This is a genomic window from Persicobacter diffluens (assembly GCF_036244895.1).
Classification (GTDB): domain Bacteria; phylum Bacteroidota; class Bacteroidia; order Cytophagales; family Cyclobacteriaceae; genus Persicobacter; species Persicobacter diffluens.
This window is the reverse complement of sequence record NZ_BQKE01000002.1, coordinates 537,885-561,800: the sequence shown is the minus strand read 5'-3', so window position 1 is coordinate 561,800 and position 23,916 is coordinate 537,885. Positions and strand designations below refer to the sequence as shown.

21 protein-coding genes are annotated in these 23,916 nt (G+C 42.1%); 8 read left to right on the top strand and 13 right to left on the bottom strand.

Annotated features, from left to right (window positions below):
- Positions 1–87 precede the first annotated feature (87 nt).
- Entirely contained in the window at positions 88–1,749 is a 1,662-nt protein-coding gene (locus tag AAA970_RS16830) for a dipeptidase (RefSeq protein WP_338238054.1), read from the top strand.
- A gap of 270 nt (positions 1,750–2,019) precedes the next feature.
- Positions 2,020–2,706 carry a DUF4377 domain-containing protein gene (locus AAA970_RS16825; protein WP_338238053.1) on the top strand — a complete coding sequence of 229 codons (687 nt, stop codon included), beginning with the start codon at positions 2,020–2,022 and terminating at the stop codon, positions 2,704–2,706.
- A 241-nt stretch (positions 2,707–2,947) separates the two neighbouring features.
- On the opposite strand, the gene AAA970_RS16820 is transcribed toward AAA970_RS16825, so the two are convergent.
- Complete coding sequence (locus AAA970_RS16820; RefSeq protein ID WP_338238052.1) at positions 2,948–3,250, bottom strand: toxin-antitoxin system YwqK family antitoxin; 303 nt, start codon at positions 3,248–3,250, stop codon at positions 2,948–2,950.
- A gap of 302 nt (positions 3,251–3,552) precedes the next feature.
- Between AAA970_RS16820 and AAA970_RS16815 the strand changes: the two genes are divergently transcribed.
- The 4 genes from AAA970_RS16815 to AAA970_RS16800 all read left to right on the top strand — a co-directional run bounded on the left by AAA970_RS16815 (position 3,553) and on the right by AAA970_RS16800 (position 7,435).
- Entirely contained in the window at positions 3,553–4,656 is a 1,104-nt protein-coding gene (locus tag AAA970_RS16815; RefSeq protein ID WP_338238051.1) for a sulfotransferase family protein, read from the top strand.
- A 16-nt stretch (positions 4,657–4,672) separates the two neighbouring features.
- Positions 4,673–5,251 carry a YtfJ family protein gene (locus tag AAA970_RS16810; RefSeq protein WP_338238050.1) on the top strand — a complete coding sequence of 193 codons (579 nt, stop codon included), beginning with the start codon at positions 4,673–4,675 and terminating at the stop codon, positions 5,249–5,251.
- Between the two features lie 406 nt (positions 5,252–5,657).
- The gene (locus AAA970_RS16805; RefSeq protein ID WP_338238049.1) at positions 5,658–6,335 is read left to right on the top strand and encodes a hypothetical protein; all 678 of its coding nucleotides are present in this window, start codon (positions 5,658–5,660) and stop codon (positions 6,333–6,335) included.
- 44 nt (positions 6,336–6,379) lie between these two features.
- Entirely contained in the window at positions 6,380–7,435 is a 1,056-nt protein-coding gene (locus tag AAA970_RS16800) for a BamA/TamA family outer membrane protein (protein ID WP_338238048.1), read from the top strand.
- Between the two features lie 538 nt (positions 7,436–7,973).
- Here the strand turns inward: AAA970_RS16800 and AAA970_RS16795 are convergent.
- From AAA970_RS16795 to AAA970_RS16760, 8 genes are all read right to left on the bottom strand, one after another.
- Positions 7,974–8,717 carry an outer membrane lipoprotein-sorting protein gene (locus AAA970_RS16795; RefSeq protein WP_338238047.1) on the bottom strand — a complete coding sequence of 248 codons (744 nt, stop codon included), beginning with the start codon at positions 8,715–8,717 and terminating at the stop codon, positions 7,974–7,976.
- Positions 8,718–8,726: 9 nt separating this feature from the next.
- Positions 8,727–9,995: an ABC transporter permease gene (locus tag AAA970_RS16790; protein ID WP_338238046.1), complete on the bottom strand. Its 1,269-nt coding sequence runs from the start codon at positions 9,993–9,995 to the stop codon at positions 8,727–8,729.
- Complete coding sequence (locus AAA970_RS16785; protein WP_338238045.1) at positions 9,992–11,170, bottom strand: ABC transporter permease; 1,179 nt, start codon at positions 11,168–11,170, stop codon at positions 9,992–9,994. The genes AAA970_RS16790 and AAA970_RS16785 overlap by 4 nt, the downstream gene beginning before the upstream one ends.
- Positions 11,151–11,867: an ABC transporter ATP-binding protein gene (locus tag AAA970_RS16780; protein ID WP_338238044.1), complete on the bottom strand. Its 717-nt coding sequence runs from the start codon at positions 11,865–11,867 to the stop codon at positions 11,151–11,153. Before AAA970_RS16780 ends, AAA970_RS16785 begins: the two co-directional genes overlap by 20 nt.
- 9 nt (positions 11,868–11,876) lie before the next feature.
- Positions 11,877–13,013 carry a hypothetical protein gene (locus tag AAA970_RS16775; protein WP_338238043.1) on the bottom strand — a complete coding sequence of 379 codons (1,137 nt, stop codon included), beginning with the start codon at positions 13,011–13,013 and terminating at the stop codon, positions 11,877–11,879.
- On the bottom strand, positions 13,013–13,594 hold the full coding sequence (locus AAA970_RS16770) for a TetR/AcrR family transcriptional regulator (protein ID WP_338238042.1): 582 nt from the start codon (positions 13,592–13,594) through the stop codon (positions 13,013–13,015). The genes AAA970_RS16775 and AAA970_RS16770 overlap by 1 nt, the downstream gene beginning before the upstream one ends.
- Positions 13,595–14,499: 905 nt before the next feature.
- Positions 14,500–14,931 (bottom strand): DUF2147 domain-containing protein, encoded by a 432-nt coding sequence (locus AAA970_RS16765; RefSeq protein ID WP_338238041.1) that lies wholly within the window; start codon positions 14,929–14,931, stop codon positions 14,500–14,502.
- Between the two features lie 94 nt (positions 14,932–15,025).
- Entirely contained in the window at positions 15,026–15,580 is a 555-nt protein-coding gene (locus AAA970_RS16760) for a cysteine hydrolase family protein (protein ID WP_338238040.1), read from the bottom strand.
- Between the two features lie 410 nt (positions 15,581–15,990).
- On the opposite strand from AAA970_RS16760, the gene AAA970_RS16755 reads away from it, so the two are divergent.
- Positions 15,991–16,950, top strand: a complete 960-nt coding sequence (locus tag AAA970_RS16755) for a zinc-binding dehydrogenase (RefSeq protein WP_060687778.1) — start codon at positions 15,991–15,993, stop codon at positions 16,948–16,950.
- 483 nt (positions 16,951–17,433) lie between these two features.
- On the top strand, positions 17,434–18,801 hold the full coding sequence (locus AAA970_RS16750; protein ID WP_338238039.1) for an MATE family efflux transporter: 1,368 nt from the start codon (positions 17,434–17,436) through the stop codon (positions 18,799–18,801).
- Between the two features lie 584 nt (positions 18,802–19,385).
- Here AAA970_RS16750 and AAA970_RS16745 read toward each other — a convergent pair.
- From AAA970_RS16745 to AAA970_RS16730, 4 genes are read right to left on the bottom strand one after another with little or no spacing between them, the layout of a single operon-like run.
- Positions 19,386–19,991 carry a nucleotidyltransferase family protein gene (locus tag AAA970_RS16745; RefSeq protein ID WP_338238038.1) on the bottom strand — a complete coding sequence of 202 codons (606 nt, stop codon included), beginning with the start codon at positions 19,989–19,991 and terminating at the stop codon, positions 19,386–19,388.
- On the bottom strand, positions 19,991–21,007 hold the full coding sequence (locus tag AAA970_RS16740; RefSeq protein WP_338238037.1) for an XdhC family protein: 1,017 nt from the start codon (positions 21,005–21,007) through the stop codon (positions 19,991–19,993). The genes AAA970_RS16745 and AAA970_RS16740 overlap by 1 nt, the downstream gene beginning before the upstream one ends.
- Before the next feature lie 33 nt (positions 21,008–21,040).
- Entirely contained in the window at positions 21,041–23,191 is a 2,151-nt protein-coding gene (locus AAA970_RS16735; protein WP_338238036.1) for a xanthine dehydrogenase family protein molybdopterin-binding subunit, read from the bottom strand.
- On the bottom strand, positions 23,188–23,658 hold the full coding sequence (locus AAA970_RS16730; protein ID WP_338238035.1) for a (2Fe-2S)-binding protein: 471 nt from the start codon (positions 23,656–23,658) through the stop codon (positions 23,188–23,190). Before AAA970_RS16730 ends, AAA970_RS16735 begins: the two co-directional genes overlap by 4 nt.
- Between the last annotated feature and the right edge of the window lie 258 nt (positions 23,659–23,916).

The following is a 23,916-nucleotide window of genomic DNA, read 5'->3' as shown; positions in this document are numbered from 1 at the left end:
TCCAGGGAATGGGATTCTTTCTGTCAGTTTTGGACAAGGGTAGGGTAATTGAATAAATTAATGGTTATTTTCAGGCAAAATTGAGAAATGATGAAGAAGATTTTTTTTAGCTGGATGACCGTGTTCTTGTTGTTGGGAACACCATCCGTTTGGGCATGTACTAATTTATTGGTCACCAAAGGAGCCTCGGCTGATGGCTCCACGATGATTACTTATGCGGCGGACAGCCACGTTTTATATGGGGAATTATATCATTGGCCATCGGCAGATCATGCCCCTGGGGAAATGCTGCAGGTGATTGAGTGGGATACCGGGAAATTTCTGGGGGAAATTGCTCAGGTTCCCCATACCTATAATGTGATCGGTAATATGAATGAGCACCAACTTGCCATTGCGGAAACCACCTTTGGCGGTCGCAAGGAACTGCATGACCCAAATGGAATTATGGATTATGGTTCTTTGATTTATATTACTTTGCAAAGGGCTAAAACTGCTCGGGAGGCTATTCAGATCATGACGGATTTAGTAAAAGATTATGGTTATTATTCTTCCGGAGAATCATTTTCCATTGCAGACAAAGAGGAGGTTTGGGTTTTAGAGATGATTTCAAAAGGGGAAGTGGAGAAAGGAGCCGTTTGGGTGGCACAGCGTATACCGGATGGTTATATCTCTGCCCATGCGAATCAGGCCCGGATTACCCATATTGATTTTAAAGATGTTGATAATTTTATTTATTCGGAAGACGTAGTGGAATTCGCGATAGCACAGGGTTATTTTTCGGGTAAGAAGAAAGACTTTGACTTTTCGGCGGCCTATGCCCCCTTGGATTTTGGGGCAGTTCGGTTTTGTGATGCACGGGCCTGGAGTATATTTAATCGTGTGAATCCTGCCTTTGGGGCTAAATATCAGGATTATGCTATGGGAGATTTATCTAAAGACAGAATGCCTTTGTATGTAAAACCAGACGCATTATTAACGGTAAAAGATGCCATGGAACTGATGCGTGACCACTACGAAGGGACACCTATGGACATGACCAACGATGCTGGCGCTGGGCCATCGGCTTGTCCTTATCGTTGGAGACCTTTGACCTGGGAATCGGAAGGAGCCACTTATTTTAATGAGAGGGCCATTTCTACCCAGCAAACAGGTTTTTCCTTTGTGTCTCAGTCCCGCTCCTGGCTGCCGGATGCTTTTGGAGGCCTATTGTGGTTCGGTGTGGATGACACTTATTCCACTTGTTATACGCCGATTTATTCGGCTTCCACTCGTGTGCCGGAGAGCTTTGCTGTTGGGAATGGAGATATGTTAACTTATTCGGAGAGTGCAGCTTTTTGGGTGTTCAACAGGGTGACGAATTTTGCTTATATGCGCTACGATGAGATTATTCAGGATATCCGCAAGCTTCAGTCTGAATTGGAAGGAAAGTATATTAAAACAGTACCGGCGATTGATAAGGCCGCTGAGGAATTAATGAAAATCGATACCCAAATGGCGATTGATTTTGTAACTGATTTTTCAGTCAATAATGCCGATAAAATGGTGCAGCGATGGAAAGAATTGGATAACTATTTATTGGTGAAATATATGGATGGTAATATTAAAGTGGAAGAAAATGGGAAGTTTAAATATAATCCTTCTGGTTTAATGCCGGTTAGTCCGATTACCAAACCTTATAGTGAGGAATACCGAAAAAAAATAGTGGAGGATACCAGGGATCATTTAAAATATCCCGCTCAGGCCCATTAACAAATAAGCCAATTGTTGGAGCCGCTATATTTCCGGCACCCTTTGGAGCGTGTTTATAAACCCAAATTCGCAGCGAAAATTTGATTATTGAAGAAGCGATATCCGATTATTTTGAGCAATTAGTATCGCTATTGTTGAGAAATTATCCTATATCGCTTCCAATGATTCAAACTTGCTGCCTGATGGTGTGTTTATAAACATGTTCTTAGCTTATGATTTTGAAAAATTAAAATTTGTATAATTAAATTCATCGGATTAAAATTTAACCCTATGAGAATTATAAATACCTTTTTCGTTTTACTGACTTTTGTAGTGGCTTTTTGGTCCTGCAAAGCAAAAAAAGAAGTGGTACAGGAAAGACTTATGATAATAGAAATAGCACCCTTTACACTGGACTGTACAGGTGTTGGCCCCATGAATTGTATGGTCGTGAAGCGGGAGGACAAAACGGACTTCCAACTGTTTTACGGGGGGATTGAAGGGTTTCAATATCAGCCCGGATATCGTTATCAGCTTGCGGTGAAAATTGAGGAAATAGAAAATCCGCCAGCGGATGCCAGTTCATTACGCTATATTTTAAAGGAAGTAATGCTACAGGAAAAGGTTGATGCCGGTTTAGCGCATCTTGCGGGAGAATGGAAAGTGCTTCAAATTGAAGATTTAATGGTGCCCGATTCCGTGGAGGTGAGTTTGGCTATAGATCCGGATAAGGCGAAAGTGGCGGGCCGTGGCGGATGCAATCGCTATTTTGGCGGAATTGAAATGGGTGATCAGGATTATGCGATTAAATTGGGTCCCTTAGCTGGAACAAAAATGTATTGCGAGGCCACAATGAAATATGAAGATGCTTTTTTTAAGGTGATGGAGGAGGTAAATCATTTTTGGTTGAAAGACGACCAACTCTTGCTTTTCACGGGAAGTGCGGTTAGTATTTTGGCAGAGAGAGCCTCAAAATAATTCTTTATCGCTTTTGGAATGATCAATTTTCGCTGCGAATTTTGGTTTTTAAACACGCTCGTAACCGCCCTAAAATTTAAAAAAAAAACGAAGTCAGATGACTTATTATAAAGGAGGAGGTGATGCCCCTACAATTTACCGTTTTTGATGGCTGCCATCACCGGTTTTTGAGTGAATTACGGCTTGTGTACTTCCTGTAAATAAAAAAGGGTTGACCGAAATGGACAACCCTTTTTTATTTTTATTCTCCGTAGTTGATTTCTTGCACTTCATTGCCTTCCTCATCAAACATTTTCCAAATACCAACTTCGCGATCGTCCGCATATTTGCCCTCCAAAGCCACATTTCCATTGCTATGGAAAAACTGCCAAAAACCTTCTTTTATATCCTGATGGTAGGTGCCGGCCTGCATTTTTGTGCCATCTTCATAATAGCAAATCCATTTGCCTTCTTTTTTTCCGTCTTTTTCCTCTCCCTCGCAATTATCGGCAAAGGCGGCCTGAAAATTCAGCATGAAGGTAAATAGAATAATGAAATATTTCATGGGATTAATTTTAGGTCAATGGGGTGTTATATAGTTAATCTCAAATGGAGATGTAATGTACTATGGGTGTAATAAAAATTGAAGTTTTACTGTTATTTTATTTCCCAATGTGTCGCATTGGGATAATATTCAGCGTTAAACGCGTGTATATCCCCTTATTTTGCACTCATTTAAGTTGATATCACTTTTTTTTGTCCTGATGCGTAATTATTCTGAAGGCTTTGATGGGGATTTTCGATCTGCACTGCACTAAATAAATTAGAAGGGTGGCTTTTACACCCAAAAGGGAAAACAATTTTAGCATGAGCAATGAATTTAAACTTCCTTCAATGTCCGCATTGGCAGGGAGTACATACAGCAATTTTAAGCGTGTTATTGAAGGAAAGGAGATAGAGAAGCAATATCAAAAAAGGTTAAATGGTTCCGGTATTGTGACCCGGTTTATTGAGCCTATTAGTAAATACGAGCAAGCAAAAAACCACAAACGCCTGCAAGAAGTTACTTTTGACAAAGCACCATTATTTATTCTTGGGCACTGGCGCAGTGGAACGACTCATTTACATAACCTGATGTGTCAGGATCAGCAATTTGGATATGTTACGACTTATCAGGGGGTTTTTCCAAATGCATTGCTTTCCGGACAGTGGCTTTTTAAAAGCTTTATGCAATTGGCAATGCCCAAAAAGCGCGCAACGGACAATGTGGAATTGTCGGTAAATTATCCTCAGGAGGAAGAATTTGGCTTGGGTAATATGTGCCCGCATAGCTATTACAACTTTTGGTATTTTCCGCAACATATGCAGGAGTATGCCAAAAAGTATTTGTTATTCGAAGACCTCACTGATAGAGAGTATCAGGAATGGCAAAACACCTATGATACCATGGTACGTAAAGCCATGATCAATACCAATGGGGAGCGATTTATTTCAAAAAATCCACCTCATACGAGTAGAATTAAGGAACTTTTGGCTTTATATCCGAATGCCAAGTTTATTCATATTGCGCGTAATCCTTATACCGTATTTGAGTCTACCATCAAATTTTTCATGGCTACGATTGAGCCACTGAAATTTCAGGATATTAGTCGGGAGCAGATGGAGGAGAATATTTTACGCATTTATGTACAGATGTATGAAAAATACGAACGGGAGAAAGCCTTAATTCCGGAGGGTAATCTGATGGAGATTCGTTTTGAGGATTTGGAGCAGGATAATCTGGGGATGTTGGAAAAAATCTACCAGCAGCTTGATTTAGGAAATTTCGAAGAATCTCGTCCAGCTTTTGAAGCTTATATAAAGGAAAAATCCGGTTATAAAAAGAACGCCTACAAGTATCAGGAGAATACCATTCAAAAAGTTCAGGCATACTGGAAAGATAGTTTTGAGAAGTGGGGTTACGAATTATAATATTTAAGATCTAACAATGAAATATTTGTTTTCAATATTTATGTCCATGCTGATGGTATCTGCATGGGCCATTCCTGAAAATAACGAAGAAGCCTCTGAATTATCCGCCGGAGACTACGTTCAGCCGTTGGTGATTAGGGATTCTAATGACAATCCGGTAGAACTTCCGGCTTTTGGAGAAAAAATTATTTTAATCTTTTATTCTGACCCTGAAGTTCCAAAGCGGAATGCTTATTTCGTGGAATTGATGAAGGAGGCAAGATTCAATGATGAGGATAATTTCTTCAGTTATGGTGTGGTAAACATGAAGGATGCTCCTTTTTATCCTAATTCTTTAATTAGAATGGGGATTCGCCGGGAAGAGCGTAAAAATGCCGATCAGCATGTCAAAATATATACAGATCCTAAACACATTATTAAAAATAATTGGAATTTAGGAGATGTGAATAATGAATTCGCACTGGTATTGGTGGATAAGGACGGTAAAGTGCTTTTTAAGCAAAATAAGGAGCTGAGTAAAGAGGAAGCACAGAATTTGATTCGATTGATTCGAAAAACCATCGATGAAGATCGCCTGGAAGCCTCCAATTTGTAATCAACTAAATGTAATACAGGAGGTGTGAATTAAACATCTTTTTGAGATAAGAAGGTAGTTTTATTATATACTTCCTGCAGTTTTTCTTCGAATAAAAAATGGCTTCTATGATAAAGAAATACAATAAAATTAGGCCATACTTATGGGCGCTGATTATTTTACTGCTTATTCTTTTAAATGATTGGAAGCAAGAAGCATTTGATATTTGTGCCGGATTCAGAGATGGTATGGAATTACTGAAAGGGAATTGAAAATCCACTTTTCTTTCTTACCCGAAAGCCTTCAGGTTTTCGGGTTTTTTAATGTCTAAAAATTGAACAATTAGAAGGTTTTATCGTCTATCCATTTGTGGGAGAGTGCCTTATTGTAATTTGCCCACTTAATTTATCACCTTAAGGACCTACTTTTGCGATTTATTGCTCTTTTTATTGTTTTACTAGGCCTTTCGCTTTCCCATAGCCAGGCTAGTCATTATACCGATAGTCTTCAATATCAAAATGAAGATAGTCTTCGGCTTACGCCTTTCCGTAAGGGTCGGTGGCTGACTGGATTTGGTGGTAATATCAGCTCGGGGACTACGATTCAGGATTCCGTTTCAAATAATACCAATAGCTATGCGATTACCATTTCCTCGGCCAAATTCATTCAGGAGCGCTGGGCTTTAGGTCTTGTTTTTTCGGCGAACAGAAGCAGCAGTGAGGCCTTTCTAAAAAGAGAAATAGAATCCTTATTCATCGGTCCTTCCGTTATCCACTATTTTTCAAACGCCCCTCTAGGGTCCATATACTTTCTCTTTTCTCCTGGTTTTGTGAATTTTCGGGAAGAAACTTCCATTATTCAGGGCGGGATTTCGGTAGAGGAAAAGCTTTCCGGGGTTGGTTTTGGTGCCTTAGGGGAAATTGGTTATGCCTATTCCCCGAATGATCATATTATTTTTAAAATGGGCCTCTCTCTGAATAATGTCTGGGTAAATGCAGATAATGATTTGCTGGATGGAATTGAGGTAAAGAAGACCTTTACCAGAATAGGTAATCTTTCCTTTGCTTTTGAGTTTAACGTGATATTAGATAGTTTTTTCTTTTGATGAGGTGTTTTTGGATCATAGTACTGTTTGCTTTTTTTCCATTCTTGGCCCAGGCGCAGGACGAAAAGCCGATCTTCCAGACAGACACCATGTCCCTGAAGAAGGCGAAAATTCTGGCGATTCCGGTTATTTTCTCTACCCCGGAAACAAGTTTTGGATTTGGTGGTGGTGGGCAATTATTCTTGCTTCAAAAGTCAAATATTTATAATGAAAGATTATCTAACATTTTATTTACGGCTATCTATACTTTAAATCAACAATTTATAATTGATTTAAAACCTCAAATTTATATTGATAAAGGAGATTTTTTTCTGGATATCGCTTATAAATTTAAGATTTATCCTAACCTCTTTTGGGGAGTAGGGGCAAATACACCGGAATCTAATCAGGAACAATATGATATGAATTCCACGGAGTTGCGGGTGGCATTTTTAAAACGATTACCTCCGGATTTAAATTTTGGCCTGGAATGGGTTTTCCAGAGTCATCAAGTTACGGAGACTGCTGAAGGAGGTTTGTTGGCTGGGGGTGATATTGTAGGTTTTGATAAAGCCCTTATCAATGGGCTGGGGGTGATATTTAATTTGGATTCCCGGGATGACGTAGCCTCGCCATTTGATGGCCATTTTTTACAATTGAATGCCCGCTTTTCATCGGAAAATTTTGGAGCGACACAAGGGTATAATAAATTTATTACCGATTTAAGGACCTACCGGCCCATCGGTCGTAATAGTGTCCTGGCATTACAAATTTATCAGGAATCCACTTTTGGGGAGGTGCCTTTTCAGGGAATGTCATGGTATGGTGGAGGAGAGCGTGCAAGGGGTTATTTTCGGGGAAGGTTTATTGAGCGTCATCAGTATGTGTTACAGGCGGAATACCGCCATCGTTTTCATCCCCGATGGACGGTGGCTGCTTTTGCATTGGTTGGGGAAGTGGCAGCCACTGGAGATGAATTTTTTCGGTATATGAAACCAGCTGCCGGGGGCGGGATTCGTTTTAAATTATTAAAAGATCAAAATACAGTGGTGCGTTTTGATTATGGTTTTGGGCTGGCGGGAAGCTCCGGTTTTTATTTTGGGGTCAATGAGGCATTTTAAAAGGGTGTTTGATTATAGTAAGAGATGCAAAAGTAGGTGTGGGATTAATTTCAGACCAAGCTGAAGGGAAATTGCATCATGCTATCGAAATATTCCTCACTATTCCTAACATTTAATAAGCCGAATTTTTCACTTATAGCTTTATAGCGTGTTTAAAAGCCAAAATTCGCCGCGAAAATTTGATTATTGCTAAGTGATATCCGATTATTTTGCGAGAATAGTTTCATTATTGTTGAGCAATTTATCAAAATTGCTTCTTTTAATTCAAATTTGCGGCTGGACGGGGCACTTTAATCCGAATTATTCAACCTAAGATTTAGTAGCTATCCTTAAATTACTTATTTTCATTCTGATCAGGTTGCCTTTGGGCTATTATTAGTAGCCCAAATCTAGCCTGGCCTGCTTTCTCCTCATTCCTCTGCTTCGTTGGGAAAAGCGAAATAGGAAAAATTCCTTCATTTTCCAGGCTTGTAGTTAAACGAGGATTTAAGCATGAAAACTCCGGCTTAAAACACAACCTTAATCAATCGATTAATTGTTATTTCCTCAAATTGGCTTTATTAAATACATGTTCCGGAATGTCCACATCGCATTGAAGTTTGTTGACGATCAGATCCGTACCTTTGCCTTCCTTAAGCACGTCTTTATAATTCATATGCATGGGGAAATAACGATTACCCACTTTTTCCACTTTTGAAAAGTGGAGGCTTTTAAGTTTGGTGCCACTTTTGGCGAAAAGCTCCTCTTTGAGGGGGACAAAATATTCCTGATCCACCCAAATGTGCATTTTCGCATAGCTAACATCTTCTTTGACTGCCTTAAGTTCCAAAAGCCAGGTGGCCCTTCCTTCGAATTGTTCCTCCCTTAATATTTTGGCTTCATAAGATTCTAACAGTTTTTTCTCCTGCATCATGTCTTCATAGGAAATATCAGATCCCATCATAGATTGTCGGAGCATATGCCCGGACATTTGTATGATGCGGTCCGAAGAGGGGGAGTAGACCCATAATTTGTCCTCTAGTTTTAGCATTTTTGTGCCTTTTTCCCGCGCAGGAGAGAGGTATTCTGAATAAGATTCCTGCTCCCCCCGGTTATAGGTGATAGAAGTGAATTGCCGGTCCCGGCGTTTGCCATAAACAATCATGGTGGACTCTGTGATCTTGGTTTGAGTAAACATATTTTCATCAACCTTTTCCAGTATTGTTTTGGCATCTTGTGCTATTATTTCATTTGACAATAAGAGTGAAATAATGGCTAGTATGGAAATAATATTTGTTTTCATAATTTTAAATTATACGCCTAATTCATTAAACAATTCGGCTGTCTGTCTTTTGAAAATGCCCCGGCCTGAAAGGATGGCCCCCAGAACGGTGGCGCATAAGCCGGGAATGAAGCCTATATATAATAGCGAGGGGGTGAACCGGGCATGAAGGACATTGGGAATCATCATGCTTTGGTTGCCCTCCAGGTAAGGAGCAATATCTAATCCGTTTTCTTGTAAATAGATTACTCCGGCAATCCCCAAAATTGAACCGATCGTAGCACCGGTAAAGCCAATCAAAATCGCCTCCGCGATTAAACTTTTATAAATTGACTTTTTCGTTTCCCCCATGGCAATCCGGATGCCGAATTCCTGATATCTTCTTAGTCCTCCCAGCAAGCCGGTATTCCATAGCACCACTGAAATGGCCAGTATAAAAATGAAAGTTAAAATTCCGGTGTAGTTTTCAACCATGGCCAGAATGACATCCATACCATTTTGGTCGGATAGCGCCAACATAGTCGGTTCAAACTCCCCGGCTTCCTGTAATTGATTAAAGGCTTTCTGAGTGGACAGGCTTTGCGCCAAATCAAAATGTTCCTGCGGCAAATATCCCACAATTTCAGCACAGCCATCTTTCATGTCCAGGATTTGCTGTGCATCCGGTAGGTGAATAATGAAGGTCTGATTGTCCATAACGGCATTCCCAAACTCCACCGTTCCGGCAAGCCGTAGATTTTGGAAGGCCATTCCACCGTCCATAGTGGCTCCAAAGAAAGTTATTTCTTCGCCGATTTTTAATTTTAATCGCTCCATCATACCTGCACCCATCAAAATTTCAAAGGGATTTTGTGGTAAATCTCCTTGTTGAATCGCATTGCGGATATTGAGCCGCTTTAATTCTCCGGATTGCGGACGCAGGTCAATGGCAATGGCCGAACCAATACCCTGTGCCCGACTTACGCCTTGGGCATCGGGGACATCCAGCATTCCGCCAAACTGTATGCGCTGGGCGAAAGTCATCGCCGGAAACTGTTTTTCCAGCTTTTCCTGTAAAGTGGAGGCCTCTAATATGGCTAAGTCAAGCGGTTTTTGACTGATTTCATCCGCATAGGCATTGGTGACAATTTTCACATGACCAGTATCAAAGCGGGCACTTTGTTCAATCATGCCTTCTATCGCACCCTTAATATATCCGGAGAAGAAGACCGTTAGTAAAGCGCCCAGACTCACCACAATCAGGGGAAGTATGCTTCTGCTTTTGTCTCGAAGCAGCCCTTTCATTAAAAACTTGATCATATCTTTTTCCCTTTTAAAGCGTCTACGGGATTCATTTTTGCAATTTTTCGCACGGGCCAGTATCCTACGATCAGCGCCAAAAGACTGACGGTAAAGAAAGTTTTGCTAATCAAGGGTAAGCCAACGATGGGATATATATTTTCTGTTACTGAAATTCCCATTTCATAGGACATCTCTTTATTGCCGATGGGGATTCCGGCTTGTCCAAGGTAGGCAAAGAGCGGGATGCTGAGCAGGCCTCCAATAATGCAAGCCATTATGGCATACATGGTACCCTCTAAAGTAAATAAAAAGGTCACCCTTTTTCTAGTAAAGCCTAATGCGATATAAGTTCCTATTTCTTTTTGCCTTTTAAATACTGAAAATACCTGTGCATCGAAAATGGCAATTAATGCAATCAGAAGCAGTATAATGTACAGAAAGGAGGAGCCTCCTTTTTTTTGCTCAATCAGCGCATAGAAATTTTGGAGTAATTCATCCTGACTTTTAAACCGCCATTCGGCGGGTCCCGCTCCTTGATAATCAGGATCTTTAACCAATAGGCTGGCATGTTGTTGTAAATCGCTAAGCTCCCAAAGTTGCTCTAGAGACATCCAGACTTGTCCAATATCTACTGCGGGGACATTGCTTTCAAATATTCCGGCAATGGTAATGTTTTGGGCGTCAAAGGTGCCATTTTTGTCTTTCCAGCGCATTAGTATTTCATCGCCTACTTTAAGCCTGTTGGTTTTGGCCATATGGTTGCCAATCAGCACGGGAATGGAAGCCGGACTGTTTTTCAAGACTTCCACAGGCATTTTTAAGGTTTGCCGATTCAAATCAATGCCTTTGATCATTATGGGTAGCATTCTGCCCGATGGGTATATATTACCCTGACGGATCAAAATAGGGGTGAGCTTATCATGTGTTTCAAATGTACCATGTCCGGCCTCAATGGTAAAAGGATCCAGAGGTTCATATTCGGGATGCAAATATTGGCCATCACCATATTCCCAGTCAATGCTGTCCCTTACCGCCTGTTGTTCCCATCCATCCATCATGCCATTGAAAAATAAAATGGTGATAAAAGCAAAGGACAATATTCCGATATTCAACCAGGAGCGTAATCCAGCTGCCAATATATTCTTTAAAGCGAGCTGAAAATCAAGCTTTAGATTATACAGTAGCCTTTTCATTTTGGATAGGGGTTTCGTCCTTAATGATTTTACCATCTTCCAAATGTATAATGCGAGTCAGGTATTGTATCACCTTATTATCATGGGAAGAAAATAGAAAAGTAATGCCCAGCTGTTCATTGAGTACCTTCAGGATATCCATGATCTTATAGGCATTTTTGGAGTCCAGATTAGCGGTGGGCTCATCTGCCAGCACGATAGTTGGCTTTTTAACAATGGAGCGGGCAATAGCTACTCTTTGAGCTTCTCCTCCCGATATTTGGGAAGGTTTTTTATGAGCCTTATCCGCTAAGCCAACCCATTCCAGGGCTTCCATCACCATTTGTTTTCTGTTAGCAGCCGGTATATGTTGTAGAAGGAGAGGGAATTCTACATTTTCATAAATAGTATAGATGGGTAGTAGGTTATAAGATTGAAAAATGAAGCCTATATTTTCATTGCGTAATTCCGCAGTTTGCTCATCGGATTTAGCCTCTACTTTTGCATCATTTATCCATACTTCTCCTTCGGTGGGTCCATCCAATGCACCTATTAGATTCAACAGCGTTGTTTTTCCCGAACCTGAAGGGCCCACCAATCCGGCAAACTCCCCTTTTTGCAGGGAGAGGTTAATTTCTGAAAGTGCCGTGAAATCGGTATCACCTACCGGGAATTTTTTAGTGACACTGACTACTTTGATTAAAATATCTTTATCCATAATAAAAAATTAATGGTTATATACTAGCATGAGTCTAAATCCATATCCGGCAGTCAATTGACTGAAATCATTGGAAGGGATTTGAATATTTTGCTTGGGATTATAATAAGTCATCAGATAGGTGGTGAACCGATTGAACTGATGCTCGTAATTCAGAAAATAACCGGTAGCTTCATTGCTCCAGTCATAATACACCATGGCGCTGATATGGTCAAAAAAACTGATCGGGTAACTTAATTGGCTGGCCGTGGTATTGGCGCGGTATTCAATTTCATCCATGTGTGCTCCGTATAATGCCGTAAGGTGCTCCAGGGATGCATTCAGCCCATTTCCGAGGCCGAAGGTATAATCCGCACCAAGGTTAAACAGACTTTGTTGACTAAAGGCCCCAATATCGTGAATCGTTCTGCTATGACTGGCTTCCAGCCACAAGCCAACCACCAAATCCCACTTCCCATCAAGCCCCCATCGGTTTTCAGGACTTTCCTTCATAAACACTTCGCCCGATTCATTGGTGGTCAGTAATTGGGCGTCACGATAATGGTAACTAAATGCCAGTTCTCCTTTAGGTGTAGGGAACTGAAAACGACCACCGTATTCCGGGCGGTGCGGGTTACTGGTCAGTACATCATAACCTCTTCGCTGTTCATTTCCATATAAAGTCCATAGCCAGATATTGGCATTATTTTTAAAATAATACTTTCCCAATAGGGCATAAACGCCATCTGTTAATCCTAACGGGTCCCTTGGGTCCATGCCATTGAACCACTGCATCGGGCGTAAAATGCTGGAAGAACCAAAATCAATTTTTTGTAAACCTAGTCGAATTTCGCTCATGCCGTGTGTATAGCGCATCCATGCGCGATAAGGTCTGATATAGCCTTCGCTTTGGGGGGGGGGGTCTCCGAAAAGTTGGGTAGATCCGTAAAGGTTTCCCGAAACATTCACTGTTAGTGTTTGAAGGGAGTCTAGGCCTAAATTGTAGGTCAGTTCCGGTAAATACCGAATACCAGTCCATATAGGGTAATCATCCGCTGGCGTATAATTTGAAAAACCCATTAGGGTGCCGTCAAAAGCCCACTCATGCTTTTGTGAAATAGCAGGATTGCTAATGCCGATCAATAGGAGTAGGAGCCAAAATCTCATTAGGATTCGGTATTTTTGGGTGCTTTTCCACATATCCCATGGAAATAAAAGGCAGATATTTGTCTAAGGGCTTCCCCGATGTTAGGGAATAGATTGATTAGTTGGGGATCATTCATGGCATTGGAAGCCTGGTTTATCATATAAATAATCATAGCAGTATTCAGCTGTGGATCCACCCAGCCTTCTACTTTGGCTTTTTCAATGTCTGCAATAAAGGCTTCCATACTTTTTTGAGAATGTAGTTGCATGCGCTCTGCCAGTACCCCCTTTTTCTGGTAGATTTCCATGACAAATTCCGGGCTGATATTTTTGGTGTCTTCCAACTTCATTTCCATTACCCTTGCCATTTTTTGCTGAAAACTATCCCCAGAAGACATAATCTGGCGGTAGCGGGACATCCCCTCTTCAAAAAGCAAATCTATCACTTTTCCTGCTATATCTTCTTTATTTTCAAACATCCGATAAAAGGTCATTTTAGATACTCCTGCGGTTTCGTAGATGTCTTTTATACTAGATTTGGCGAGTCCTTTTTTCCAAAGGACTTCTTTTGCTGCCCGTATAATTTTTTCTTTCGTCTTCACTGCTACCTTATTTGTGTGACTATTTATGGCTTTTTTAGGCTAATTGGTAACAAATTTCTTTTTATTTGTCGAATTTATTCAAAAAGAAAAAATAAAAAATAAAATAATCATAACCCTATGTTACTTATGTTAGGTAAATTACGGTAAATAGTCACATTTTCGGTTTTTTACCGATTATTCACGCGGTTAGCTGCGAGGCAGCAATAAGGAATCAATCGTTTTCTATTTCGAGGTATTCGAAACCGCGCAGATGAAAGCAGAAAAGGCAAGGGAGCTCAGCCAAATTTGGACGGTTTGAGAGCGAGTTTAAAAGCCAAAATTTACAGGTGGATAGTGTGCTTTTAAACAGGGATGTCGAATATTTCAGAGTGTTAGCTGGTTTCTTTCTGACAAATGGCTCTGTCGCGATCAGAACAGGGGGTGTTTTCCTCACATTCAAGGATTTTCGACAGCCTACTTATAAACAAGCTTTAAAAAGGAATACCGGTATTTTAATTTTAGTGCCAGATTTTAGGTATAACAAAGGCTTCACGAGTGATTCATTAAATCTGTTGGTGAGTAATTCGGGCTTATAGGCTGGCATGGCCTGAACTTTTGGAGTAGCAGTCTTGAGCCGAATTATTCACCGATGAATTTATTAGTCAGTCGTAAATAGTTTGTGTTCAAGTCTTTGAGTCTTATTTTCTTTTGATTGTAATAGCCCAAATTTGGGCAAGCTTGCTTCCTCCTCATTCATTTGTTTCGTTGGAAAAAGCTCGTAATAGGAAATTATTCCTTCATTTTTTCCGCCTTACAGCTAAAGGAGGATTTTAGCCTGAATAATCCGGCTTAATGGTTCCTCCTAAAAGGGAGCAGTTAAGTGGTCCGAGAACTGCCGGGAATCTTTGTTTCGGATAAAGCGGAATTTATTTGTTTTCGGCCTGTTGCGGCATCCATTCTACGGTTTTACTGAAAAGACCCCAATATCCGGTTAACTCAAAATTTCCCTTTTCATTGAGCTCAATTTTACCTCGGTATTTTCGGCCATCCCGGGGGTTGTAGATGATGCCATTCACCCATTCCCCGTTCTTAAATAGAAACCCACTTAGAAAAGTAAGTCCAACAAGGGGTCTTTTTTGCAGTTTTTCATCTCGGTTATGGATATCCGTTTTCATCTTCCCCTCTTTATCGAAGGGAGCATCCATTTCAATGGTTTTAGCATAATATACCTGCCCCTGTTTATAAACTTCTACTTTACTTTCTTCGGTAATCCATACCCCAATAATGTCGTCGGCTTTTTGAGCTTTTAGCTGCAATACCGAGAGAAAAATGAATATAAAAAGAAGGTTCAGTTTCATTATCAGTAGGAGAGCGCGGTCTTATGCTAGAGCTTACGAATTCCCCTACTGTATGTTGATAAAAAAGATAGTTTTATGGATGCCTGTAAAGGGTTCAATCGCCAGAAAGAATATCTTCCACACTGCAAATTTCTGCAAATTCCTGGTGCAGGCTGGCAATGGCGGTGTCATGAATTAGTTGTGCGCTGTACTTTTCTCCTTTTGGACCGGTCTTATCAAAAGTGGCACAGGCATCTTCCACCAATTTAACTTTAAATCCCAGATTGGCGCCCATTCGGGCCGTGGTGGATATGCAGTGGTCAGTGGTTAGTCCGGCTATAATAATTTCCGATACTCCCAAATCGTTCAGTTTTTCCATTAAGCCCGTTCCGATGAATCCACTATTGACCTTCTTTTCTAACACAGGTTCCTTTTCAATTGGAAAAACGCAGGCCTGAATTTCATTTCCACTTTGATGGGGTTCCAGCGGAGAGCCGGGCGTGGTGGAACAATGTTTTATATGAAAAAGTGGCCACCCCATCTTACGCCAGTGTTCCAGCAAAAGGGCGGCTTTTTTTTCCGCCTCCGGATTATTTCTGCCACCTCCCCAGTAAGCGGTGTTTTCAAATCCTTTCTGGATGTCTATGAGTAGTAATGCGGTTGGTTTCATTGCGTTTTTTATTAATATTTTGAAAGTAAATGTAATGTAAATAGGATAGACTTATATCTCAAAATAGTGAATAAAGCTTTTTTATAGCTTAGCGCATTTTTAAAAGCGCACCATCAGACTGCACATTCGAATTGTCGGAACCGATTTTGGCAAAATGCTCCACTATAGCGATGCTATTTTCTTACAATAATCAGGTATCGCTCCTGCAATAATCAAATTTTCCACACGAATTTTGGCTTTAAACACGTTCTTCAGCAGTAATGGGGATAGGGATTTAGGTTTTCCAACTGCTGTTGTAATTATTTCATCTAAAATCAAATTTGTGTGTTTTTAATGAAAATTTAATACCTTTGAGCACCTTAACCTACAGATCAGATAAAATTATTTGATCTCGGCATCTTATATATACTATGAAAGCGCTTACTTTTAGTGATTTTGGAGCAGCGGATGTTTTAGAATATCAGGAAATTCCAAAACCACAGCCTGTCACCCATGAAGTTCTGGTCGAAATGAAGGCCATTGGTTTAAATTACGCTGATATTTACCGTCGAAGAGGTAATTATCATTTAAAGGGTTCCCCTCCTTATATTGCGGGATATGAAGGTGCAGGAGTGGTGATTGAATCCAAAAGTCAGCTGTATCCCGTAGGTTCGCGGGTAGCATTTGCTGATGTTCCCTTTGCCAATGCAGAATATGTAGTGGTCCCAGAGCATCATATTATTCCACTTCAGGATCATGTGCCCTTTGAATTAGCAGCATCCGTTTTATTGCAGGGACTAACGGCACATTACCTGTGCCATGACAGTTATGCCGTCAAGGCTGGCGATATTGCGCTTGTGCATGCTGCAGCAGGTGGAGTGGGGCAGTTATTGAGTCAGATGGTGAAATTAATGGGCGGGACGGTCATTGGCCTGACCCGAAAAGAAGAGAAATTAGCCCTACTGGAAAAAATAGGCATTGAATATCCATTATTGTTAGATGCAAACTGGAAAAAAAAGGTTTCCGGCATTTCTCATAATCGTGGCGTAGATGTGGTTTTTGATTCTGTCGGAAGTACCCTGGCCGATAGTTTATCCCTGAGCCGTACGGGCGGAACCACTGTTTTCTATGGCATGAGTGGAGGAGATCCGGCGCCTGTGGATCCTCGAATGCTCATGGACAGCAGTAAAAAACTGGTGGGGGGAGATTTATGGAATTACCTTACTTCTGCCTTTGAAAGAAAACGCCGTGCAAATCAAATTTTTCAGTGGATCCTGAATGAACAATTGGTGGTTAATCCTCCGGTGAAATTTTCCCTTGCTGAAGGGCGTGCGGCACATGAATATCTGGAAAGCGGACAGTCCGCCGGGAAAGTTTTGTTAATTCCATAACCCGAATTATCCACCGCCAGTTTTAAGGTCTATTAGAAGGGTTGTTTGGCAGCTTTTTACGATAGGGTCTGCTAAGTTTCTGAAAGCCCAAATTAGGGTAGGCTTGCTTTTTCCTCATTCATCTGCTTCGTTGGAAAAAAACTTGAAATAGGAAAAATTCCTTCCTGGCAGCTCAAGGAGGATTTTAGCTTGAATAATCAGGCTAAGTATGCGTAATTCAGGCTAAGATGCAAATGGTAATTTTTAAAGATCCATTAGCTGAATTTGTGCCATGGGAAAAATAATGCAAAAAATTTTATAGTGTTTTTTCCTAAAAAAGACCTTTTTGATTGTGTTTGCCGGTGTTTTTGCAATTGAAAAGATCTTATAAATTGTCCTTCTCCTGGAAAGGTAAAAATGGTGATTTTACCGGATTTACGTAATTCGCCATTTTTGCCTTATTTTTGCGGCCATTTTAAAAATTTTAGTGCAAATCATTCTTAAATGGCAAAACTTACAGAAGGCAATATCATCTCCAGTATCGTAAAGCTGGCCTTACCCATCATGGGTGCATCCTTTGTGCAAATGGCCTATAATATGGCCGATATGGCCTGGTTAGGACATGTTAATGCTGAGACCGTAGCGGCAGTAGGAACGGCACTTTTCCTGGTTTGGTTTTGCAGCTCATTGCTGATGACTACAAAAATTGGCGCTGAAGTCACCGTATCTCAAGCTGAAGGAGCGAAAGACAGTCCCAGGGCTCAACGCTCAGCCTTTACGGCCTGGTCCTTGGGAATAGTGATGTCTTTAATGGCAACGGCACTGATCTATGGCTTGGCCCCTCAATTAATGAACCTTTTTGATTTTGAAAAGGTGGAGGTCGTTCAGATTGGGGTGAGCTATCTTCGGATCGTATCTTTGGGTTTTGTGTTTGCCTTTGGGAATCCAACCATGTCCGGAATTTTAAACGGAAAAGGAAATAGTCGTATTCCATTTCTTTTGACTACGGCGGGCTTGGTGGTCAATATTTGTCTTGACCCATTATTCATTTTTGGCTGGGGAATGATTCCGGCCATGGGAGCGGCCGGAGCTGCCTGGGCGACCGTCCTTACCCAGGGCCTGGTATTTATTGGCTTCCTGTTATACTTTCTTAAAAAGGAGCGCCAGAACAGACAATACTGGATTTTTGGAAAAAGCGAAGCCATTAAAACCTTCAAGACTGGTGGTCCGGCAGCCGTTCAAAATGCGCTGTTTGCCGTTTTTTCAATGATTTTGGCCAAAATTGTTTCGGCCTATGGCGCAGAAGCCATGGCGGTACAAAGTATCGGTATTCAGATTGAAGCGATTTCCTGGATGACTGCGCTCGGTATTTCCACCGCATTGAGCGCCTTTGTTGGGCAGAATTTTGGTGCCCAGCAATTTGATCGTATCAAAAAAGGGGTGCTGTATGCCCTTGGGGTCATGAGTTTCTTCGGCCTGCTGATTTCAGCCGTCTTTATGATTTTTGGTAGCGAGATCTATATGCTTTTTATCAACGATGCCAATGCCTGGAATCTGGGCGGTGAATACCTGTTTATCCTAGGGGTTTCTCAATTGTTCATGATTTTTGAAATTACCGGTTCGGGTTTATTCTATGGTTTAGGAAAAGCACAGGTGACTTCTCTGGTAGGTATTGTTTTTACCGGATTGCGAATTCCCCTGGCTATTTTCCTGGCCTACCAAATGGATATGGGCGTTTATGGAGTTTGGTGGAGCGTCACCCTTTCCTCTATTATGAAAGGGCTGGTTATTCTGGCTTTGAATTTCTGGGAGTTAAAGAAATACAGTGCCACTCCGCCTGCAGAACCGATGGGAGACATGGCGGTGGCCTAAGCTTGCTTACTCCTCTTTCATCTGTTTTCTCAAAAAAACTCGAAATAGGGGATTATTCCTTCATTTCCCTGCCTTTGCGCTTAAGATGGGTTTACAAATGAATAATTCGGCTAAACAACGGATTGTAGCGAAAAGCCCGTAAGTGAGATTGAAATTAATGCGGTAAAATTAGGCCGTGATGCGGGTTTCGGGGGACTGCTTCCGCAAGCGTCAGCACCGGGCTTGCGCGACTCACCCCATCTGACCTGTCGGTCAGCTGTGGTTTAAACAAATTCGCTTAAACCGAATTATTCATGCTTAAATCCTTGTTTAGCTGTAAGGCGGAAAAAATGAAGGAATAGTTTCCTATTTCGAGTTTTTTCCAACGAAACAGATGAATAAGGAGAAAGCAAGCTTGCCCGAATTTGGGATACTATAATTCAAAGCAATAAGTTTTAAAAGATTGGAAAAAACCGATTACACCTGGTTAATGAATTTAGCGGTGAATAATTCGGGTTAATCCCTGTCCCTGCGGAGCTTAGCTCCTGTTGGCATGCAAAAAATTAGCGCGTAAAAAGAGCAGCCTCCGGGCTGTTTTTTTATGGCTAGGCCTCAAGTTGCGCTAAAAATCGCTGATAGTCCTCCGGACTATCCAGATCATGATGTAAGTTTTTGGCCGCTATACCTAATATTGGCTTGTCTCCTTTATTGAGTAAGGTTCTTGCTCCTTGATCTCCCTGAGGGTCCAATAATCCTAAAGTAAGGGGAGTGGGAATAATGCAGGGAACTCCATAGCGATCCCCGTACTGGCTGGCAACAATCCGGTCCGGCGTTTCTCTCCATTTTTTTAGCATTTCCTCTAAAAAATGATCGTCCATCATGATGGCAGGTTGGTCTACCAGCAGCACCATGACGCCCTGATACGCCACTTTTTTTTCAAACAAATAGGAGAGGCCGGAAGCAAGCGAGTGACCCATCCCTTTTTTCCAGTCAGGGGCATAAATGCTTTCCAAAGGCATAGTTTTCAGGACGCTATCCATGGCTTTCTGCCGGGCGCCAGTTACCACAATCGTCTTCTCTGCCTGAAGGGAAAGCGCTTTTTGAGCCACCCAGGCTAATAGGCTTTTTCCCCGGATTGGGAGAAGTTGCTTAGCCTGGCCCATTCTTTTGCTTTCTCCTGCCGCCAAAATGATGATGGAAAATTTGGTCATTAGTTCAAAAGGTGGATAAAAGGGCTTTTCATTTCCTTTAAAGAATAAGGGGACTTGGTATTTTTTACCGCCAAAATTTCGGCTATTACCGATAGGGCGATTTCTTCCGGCTGATTAGCGCCAATATTAAGTCCCGCCGGGGTGTAAATGTTTTCCACCAATCCGGGATTAATCCCTCTGATTTCCAAATAGTCCTTTAATTTATCCCGCCGCTTTAAAGAGCCGATCATACCCAAATAGCATAGGGGTTGTGGAAGTAGCGCCTGTACATAGGCTGCATCTTTCTCAAAGTTATGGGACATGACGACCACCGCGGTTTGATGATCCCACAAGTCTTCCTGATCCTCAAGCTCAGGCCATCGGTAAAAGTGATTCGCCGCAGGGAAGTCTGCTTTTGTTTTTGGGCTTTGCTCACATAGCACTACCGAAATTTCCCAATGTAGACTTTTAGCGACTTGACTAAAGGCGGCTACATCATGGCCACTTCCAAATAAAAACAGTTTGAATGGAGCCTGAATCTCCCATTGGAATTGCTCCAGAGCCTTCATAGGCAATTTATGAGCAGAAGCGGATAGGGGAGTCTCCGGCCATTGAGTACTTTGAAAGGTGGTTCCGTATTGCCCCTCGGAACTATCTTCTGCTAAAAAATAACTCCTCAGTTTTAGGGTTTCCCGGCTTTCTAATAATTGATGGATTTGTTGATGCCTTTGCTGATCAATGGTTAGCGGTTCCAGGAGGATGTACAGGAGTCCTTCACATCCCAATCGGTTCAGGCCATCATAAGCCATCATTTTAGCTGGCGAACCCGCAAAAATGGATTGTGCCGCCTGGAATACTTCCATTTCAATGCATCCTCCACTCAAGGCAAAGGTCATTTGGCCATCTTCTCTCAAAAGCATTTGGCTTCCTTCCCGTCTGTAGGAAGAGCCCTCCAGTTGCACGATGGTGGCCAATACCGTTTTTTTATTTTCCAAATAGGCCTGATAAGCCTGTTCTATAATCTGTTTAAATTCCATGATGGGCTTACTTGCTTGGGGTAAAAAATAAGTTTAGGATTGGGCAGCCTCCTGAAAAGCTTTGAGCATGGGTTGGCGGTATATACGTTGGCCACTCGCTTTAAAAATGGCATTCGCCACCGCTGCAGCCGCAGGCGGTAATCCCGGTTCTCCCAGACCGGTGGGATGCTCCTGGCTCTCTACGAAATGGACCTCCACCTCCGGAACCTCCCGCATTCGAATCAGTTTATAATTGTCAAAATTATCCGAGAGGGCTTTGCCATTTTCAAACTGTAATTCTCCATACAGGGCGTGACCAATACCATCAATCACTCCTCCCTGTACCTGGTTAATGGCTCCGGTGGGGTTGACTACTATCCCGCAATCTACCGCCGCGGTTACTTTTTTGACTACCGGAAGTCCTTCAACCATTTCTATTTCTGCAATTTCAGCCACGTGGGTATTGTGGCTATAATAAGCCGAAAAACCCTGGTACCTGCCGGGCTTCGCTTTTCCCCAATTACCCTTTCGGGCAACCAGTTTTATGGTGTCGATCATCCGTTGTGGACTATATTGGATTTTATCATCCAGGTGGTCTTTCGCATTTTCCAATAGCTCCAGCCTCAGGCTGATCGGGTCTTTTTGCATTTGTTCCGCTAACTCATCAAAAAAGCATTGCTCCGCAAATCCGATAAAATTGGTGTAGGGGGCACGCCATGCCCCAATGGTAATGTCACTTTGATGTTTAATGGAAGTTACCCGATAGTTTTGGATGGCTGCAGCCGGGAAAAAATTGGGGATTAAGCCATACATATTTCCATTGATGCCCGCTTCCTTCATTTCGTAGGCACTTACCTTACCCGCCTTTACTGCCGCTCGAATGCGGTATTTCATCGCTGGTCGGTAAATGCCTGCGGTCATATCATCCTCACGGCTGTACACTAATTTGATCGGCAGGCCGCTTTTGTCTGAGATAATGGCCGCATCCAAAACAAAATCCCCATAGAGTCTTCTGCCAAAACCACCGCCCATTCTGGTCATCTCCACACTTATCTGCTCCGGCGCTCTGTTCAGCTCCTTGGCGACTCTCTTTGCACTTCCCGCTGGTGTTTGGATAGGGCCAATTAATTCCACCTTATCCGGTTGCACATGTGCAAAGAAATTCATCGGTTCCATACAATTGTGTGGAAGGAAAGGGGCATGATAATCACGCTCCAAAAGGAAATCCGCCTGCTTCATGGCCTGGTCAACTTGTCCGTCTTCCCTGCGAATATCGGCCTGAGGGCTATCTAATAGTGCAGTCAATATCTTTTCATGATCAGTGCTGCTTTCCATTTTTGGACCATCCTTCCATTCTACTTTCAGGGCATCCTTCCCCTGAAAGGCCGCCCAGGTATTGGTCGCCAGAACGGCGATTTTATCCCCAAAAGCCAGGGTGCGTAAAACGCCTTTTATTTTTAAAGTTGCGGAATCATCATAGCTAAGCAAGGTTTGGCCAAAAGCTTCCGGATGGCGTACAGCGGCATAGACCATTCCCTCTCTTTCCAGATCCATTCCATAAAGGGCTTGCCCACCGAGAATGGCATCCATGTCTACATTCGTGGCATTTTGACCGATGATCTTAAAATCTTTGGGGGATTTCAAGGCCACTTTTTCTGGGATTTCTAGTTTAGCTGCATCCGCTACTAACTCCCCATAGTAGTATTGATCTCCCTGCTCATTAATGACTTTTCCCTCTTCGGCCCTACAGGTGGAGGCTTCTACGCCCCAACGTATGGCAGCGGCATTGATCAACATCTGCCGGGCCGTGGCGCCGGTGGCCCGAAGTCCTTCCCAGCCATGTCGAATACTTTGACTTCCTCCGGCAACCTGTCGGTCGAAGTCATTGGTATTTAGTTTACCCTGCTCAATGATTACCTTGTCCCAGGAGACTTCCAATTCCTCCGCAATAATCATCGGCATCGCCGTTTTTACTCCCTGCCCAATTTCTGGATTAGGGGAAATGATGGTCACATAGCCATCTTCCCCTATTTTGATAAAGGCATTAAAATCCTGGAAGTTGATCTCGCTGATATTCCGGGGCATTTTTGCTTCTGGCTTGCAGGCCGAGAGAAGGTTAAATCCAATTAATAAACCTCCGCCACTAAGCGCACTGGTTCGTAAAAAATCCCGGCGACTTACTTTCTTTTTAAGGCTTCTCATCATGATGTTGGATTTAGGTTTTTGGCCGCCAACGCCACGGCCTTTTCGATTCTGCTATAGGCACTGCATCTGCAAATATTTCCATGCATGGCGTTTCTGATTTCTTCCGTACTTGGCTTAGGGTTCTCCTCAAGCAAAGCGGCCGCGGTCATCATTTGCCCGGCCTGACAATAGCCACACTGCGGAACGTCTAGCTGTTTCCATGCGATTTGTACAGGATGATCAAGATGCTCCGAAAGTCCTTCAATGGTCACGATTTTTTCTTCTTCTAACATTTCCAAAGTGAGGGCACAACTCCTGACGGCTTGTCCATCCAGGTGAATGGTACAGGCTCCGCATTGTGAAATGCCGCATCCGAATTTGGTACCTTTGAGTTTTAGGGTATCTCGCAATATCCATAAAAGGGGCGTCTGGGGCTCTGCCTCAATTTCATGGGTAACACCGTTCACATTAATGGAAAATAAGGACATAGTAGAGTAATAAGCTAAGGATTAGTTTCTTTCCATAAGTTAGGGAATCTGCTCAAAAAAAATAGCGGACTTGTGGATTTCGTTAATATTGATTCAGGAAATAGGGGGGAGGATAATATTGCTTTATATCAAACTATTAACCGCCGGATCTAACAAATCCAATCAAAGATTTGTCCTTAATCCGAATTATTCAATGCTTAATTTATTGATTGATCGTAAATAGGTTTAATTCAGTTGATTATAAATTATTTCCATTGA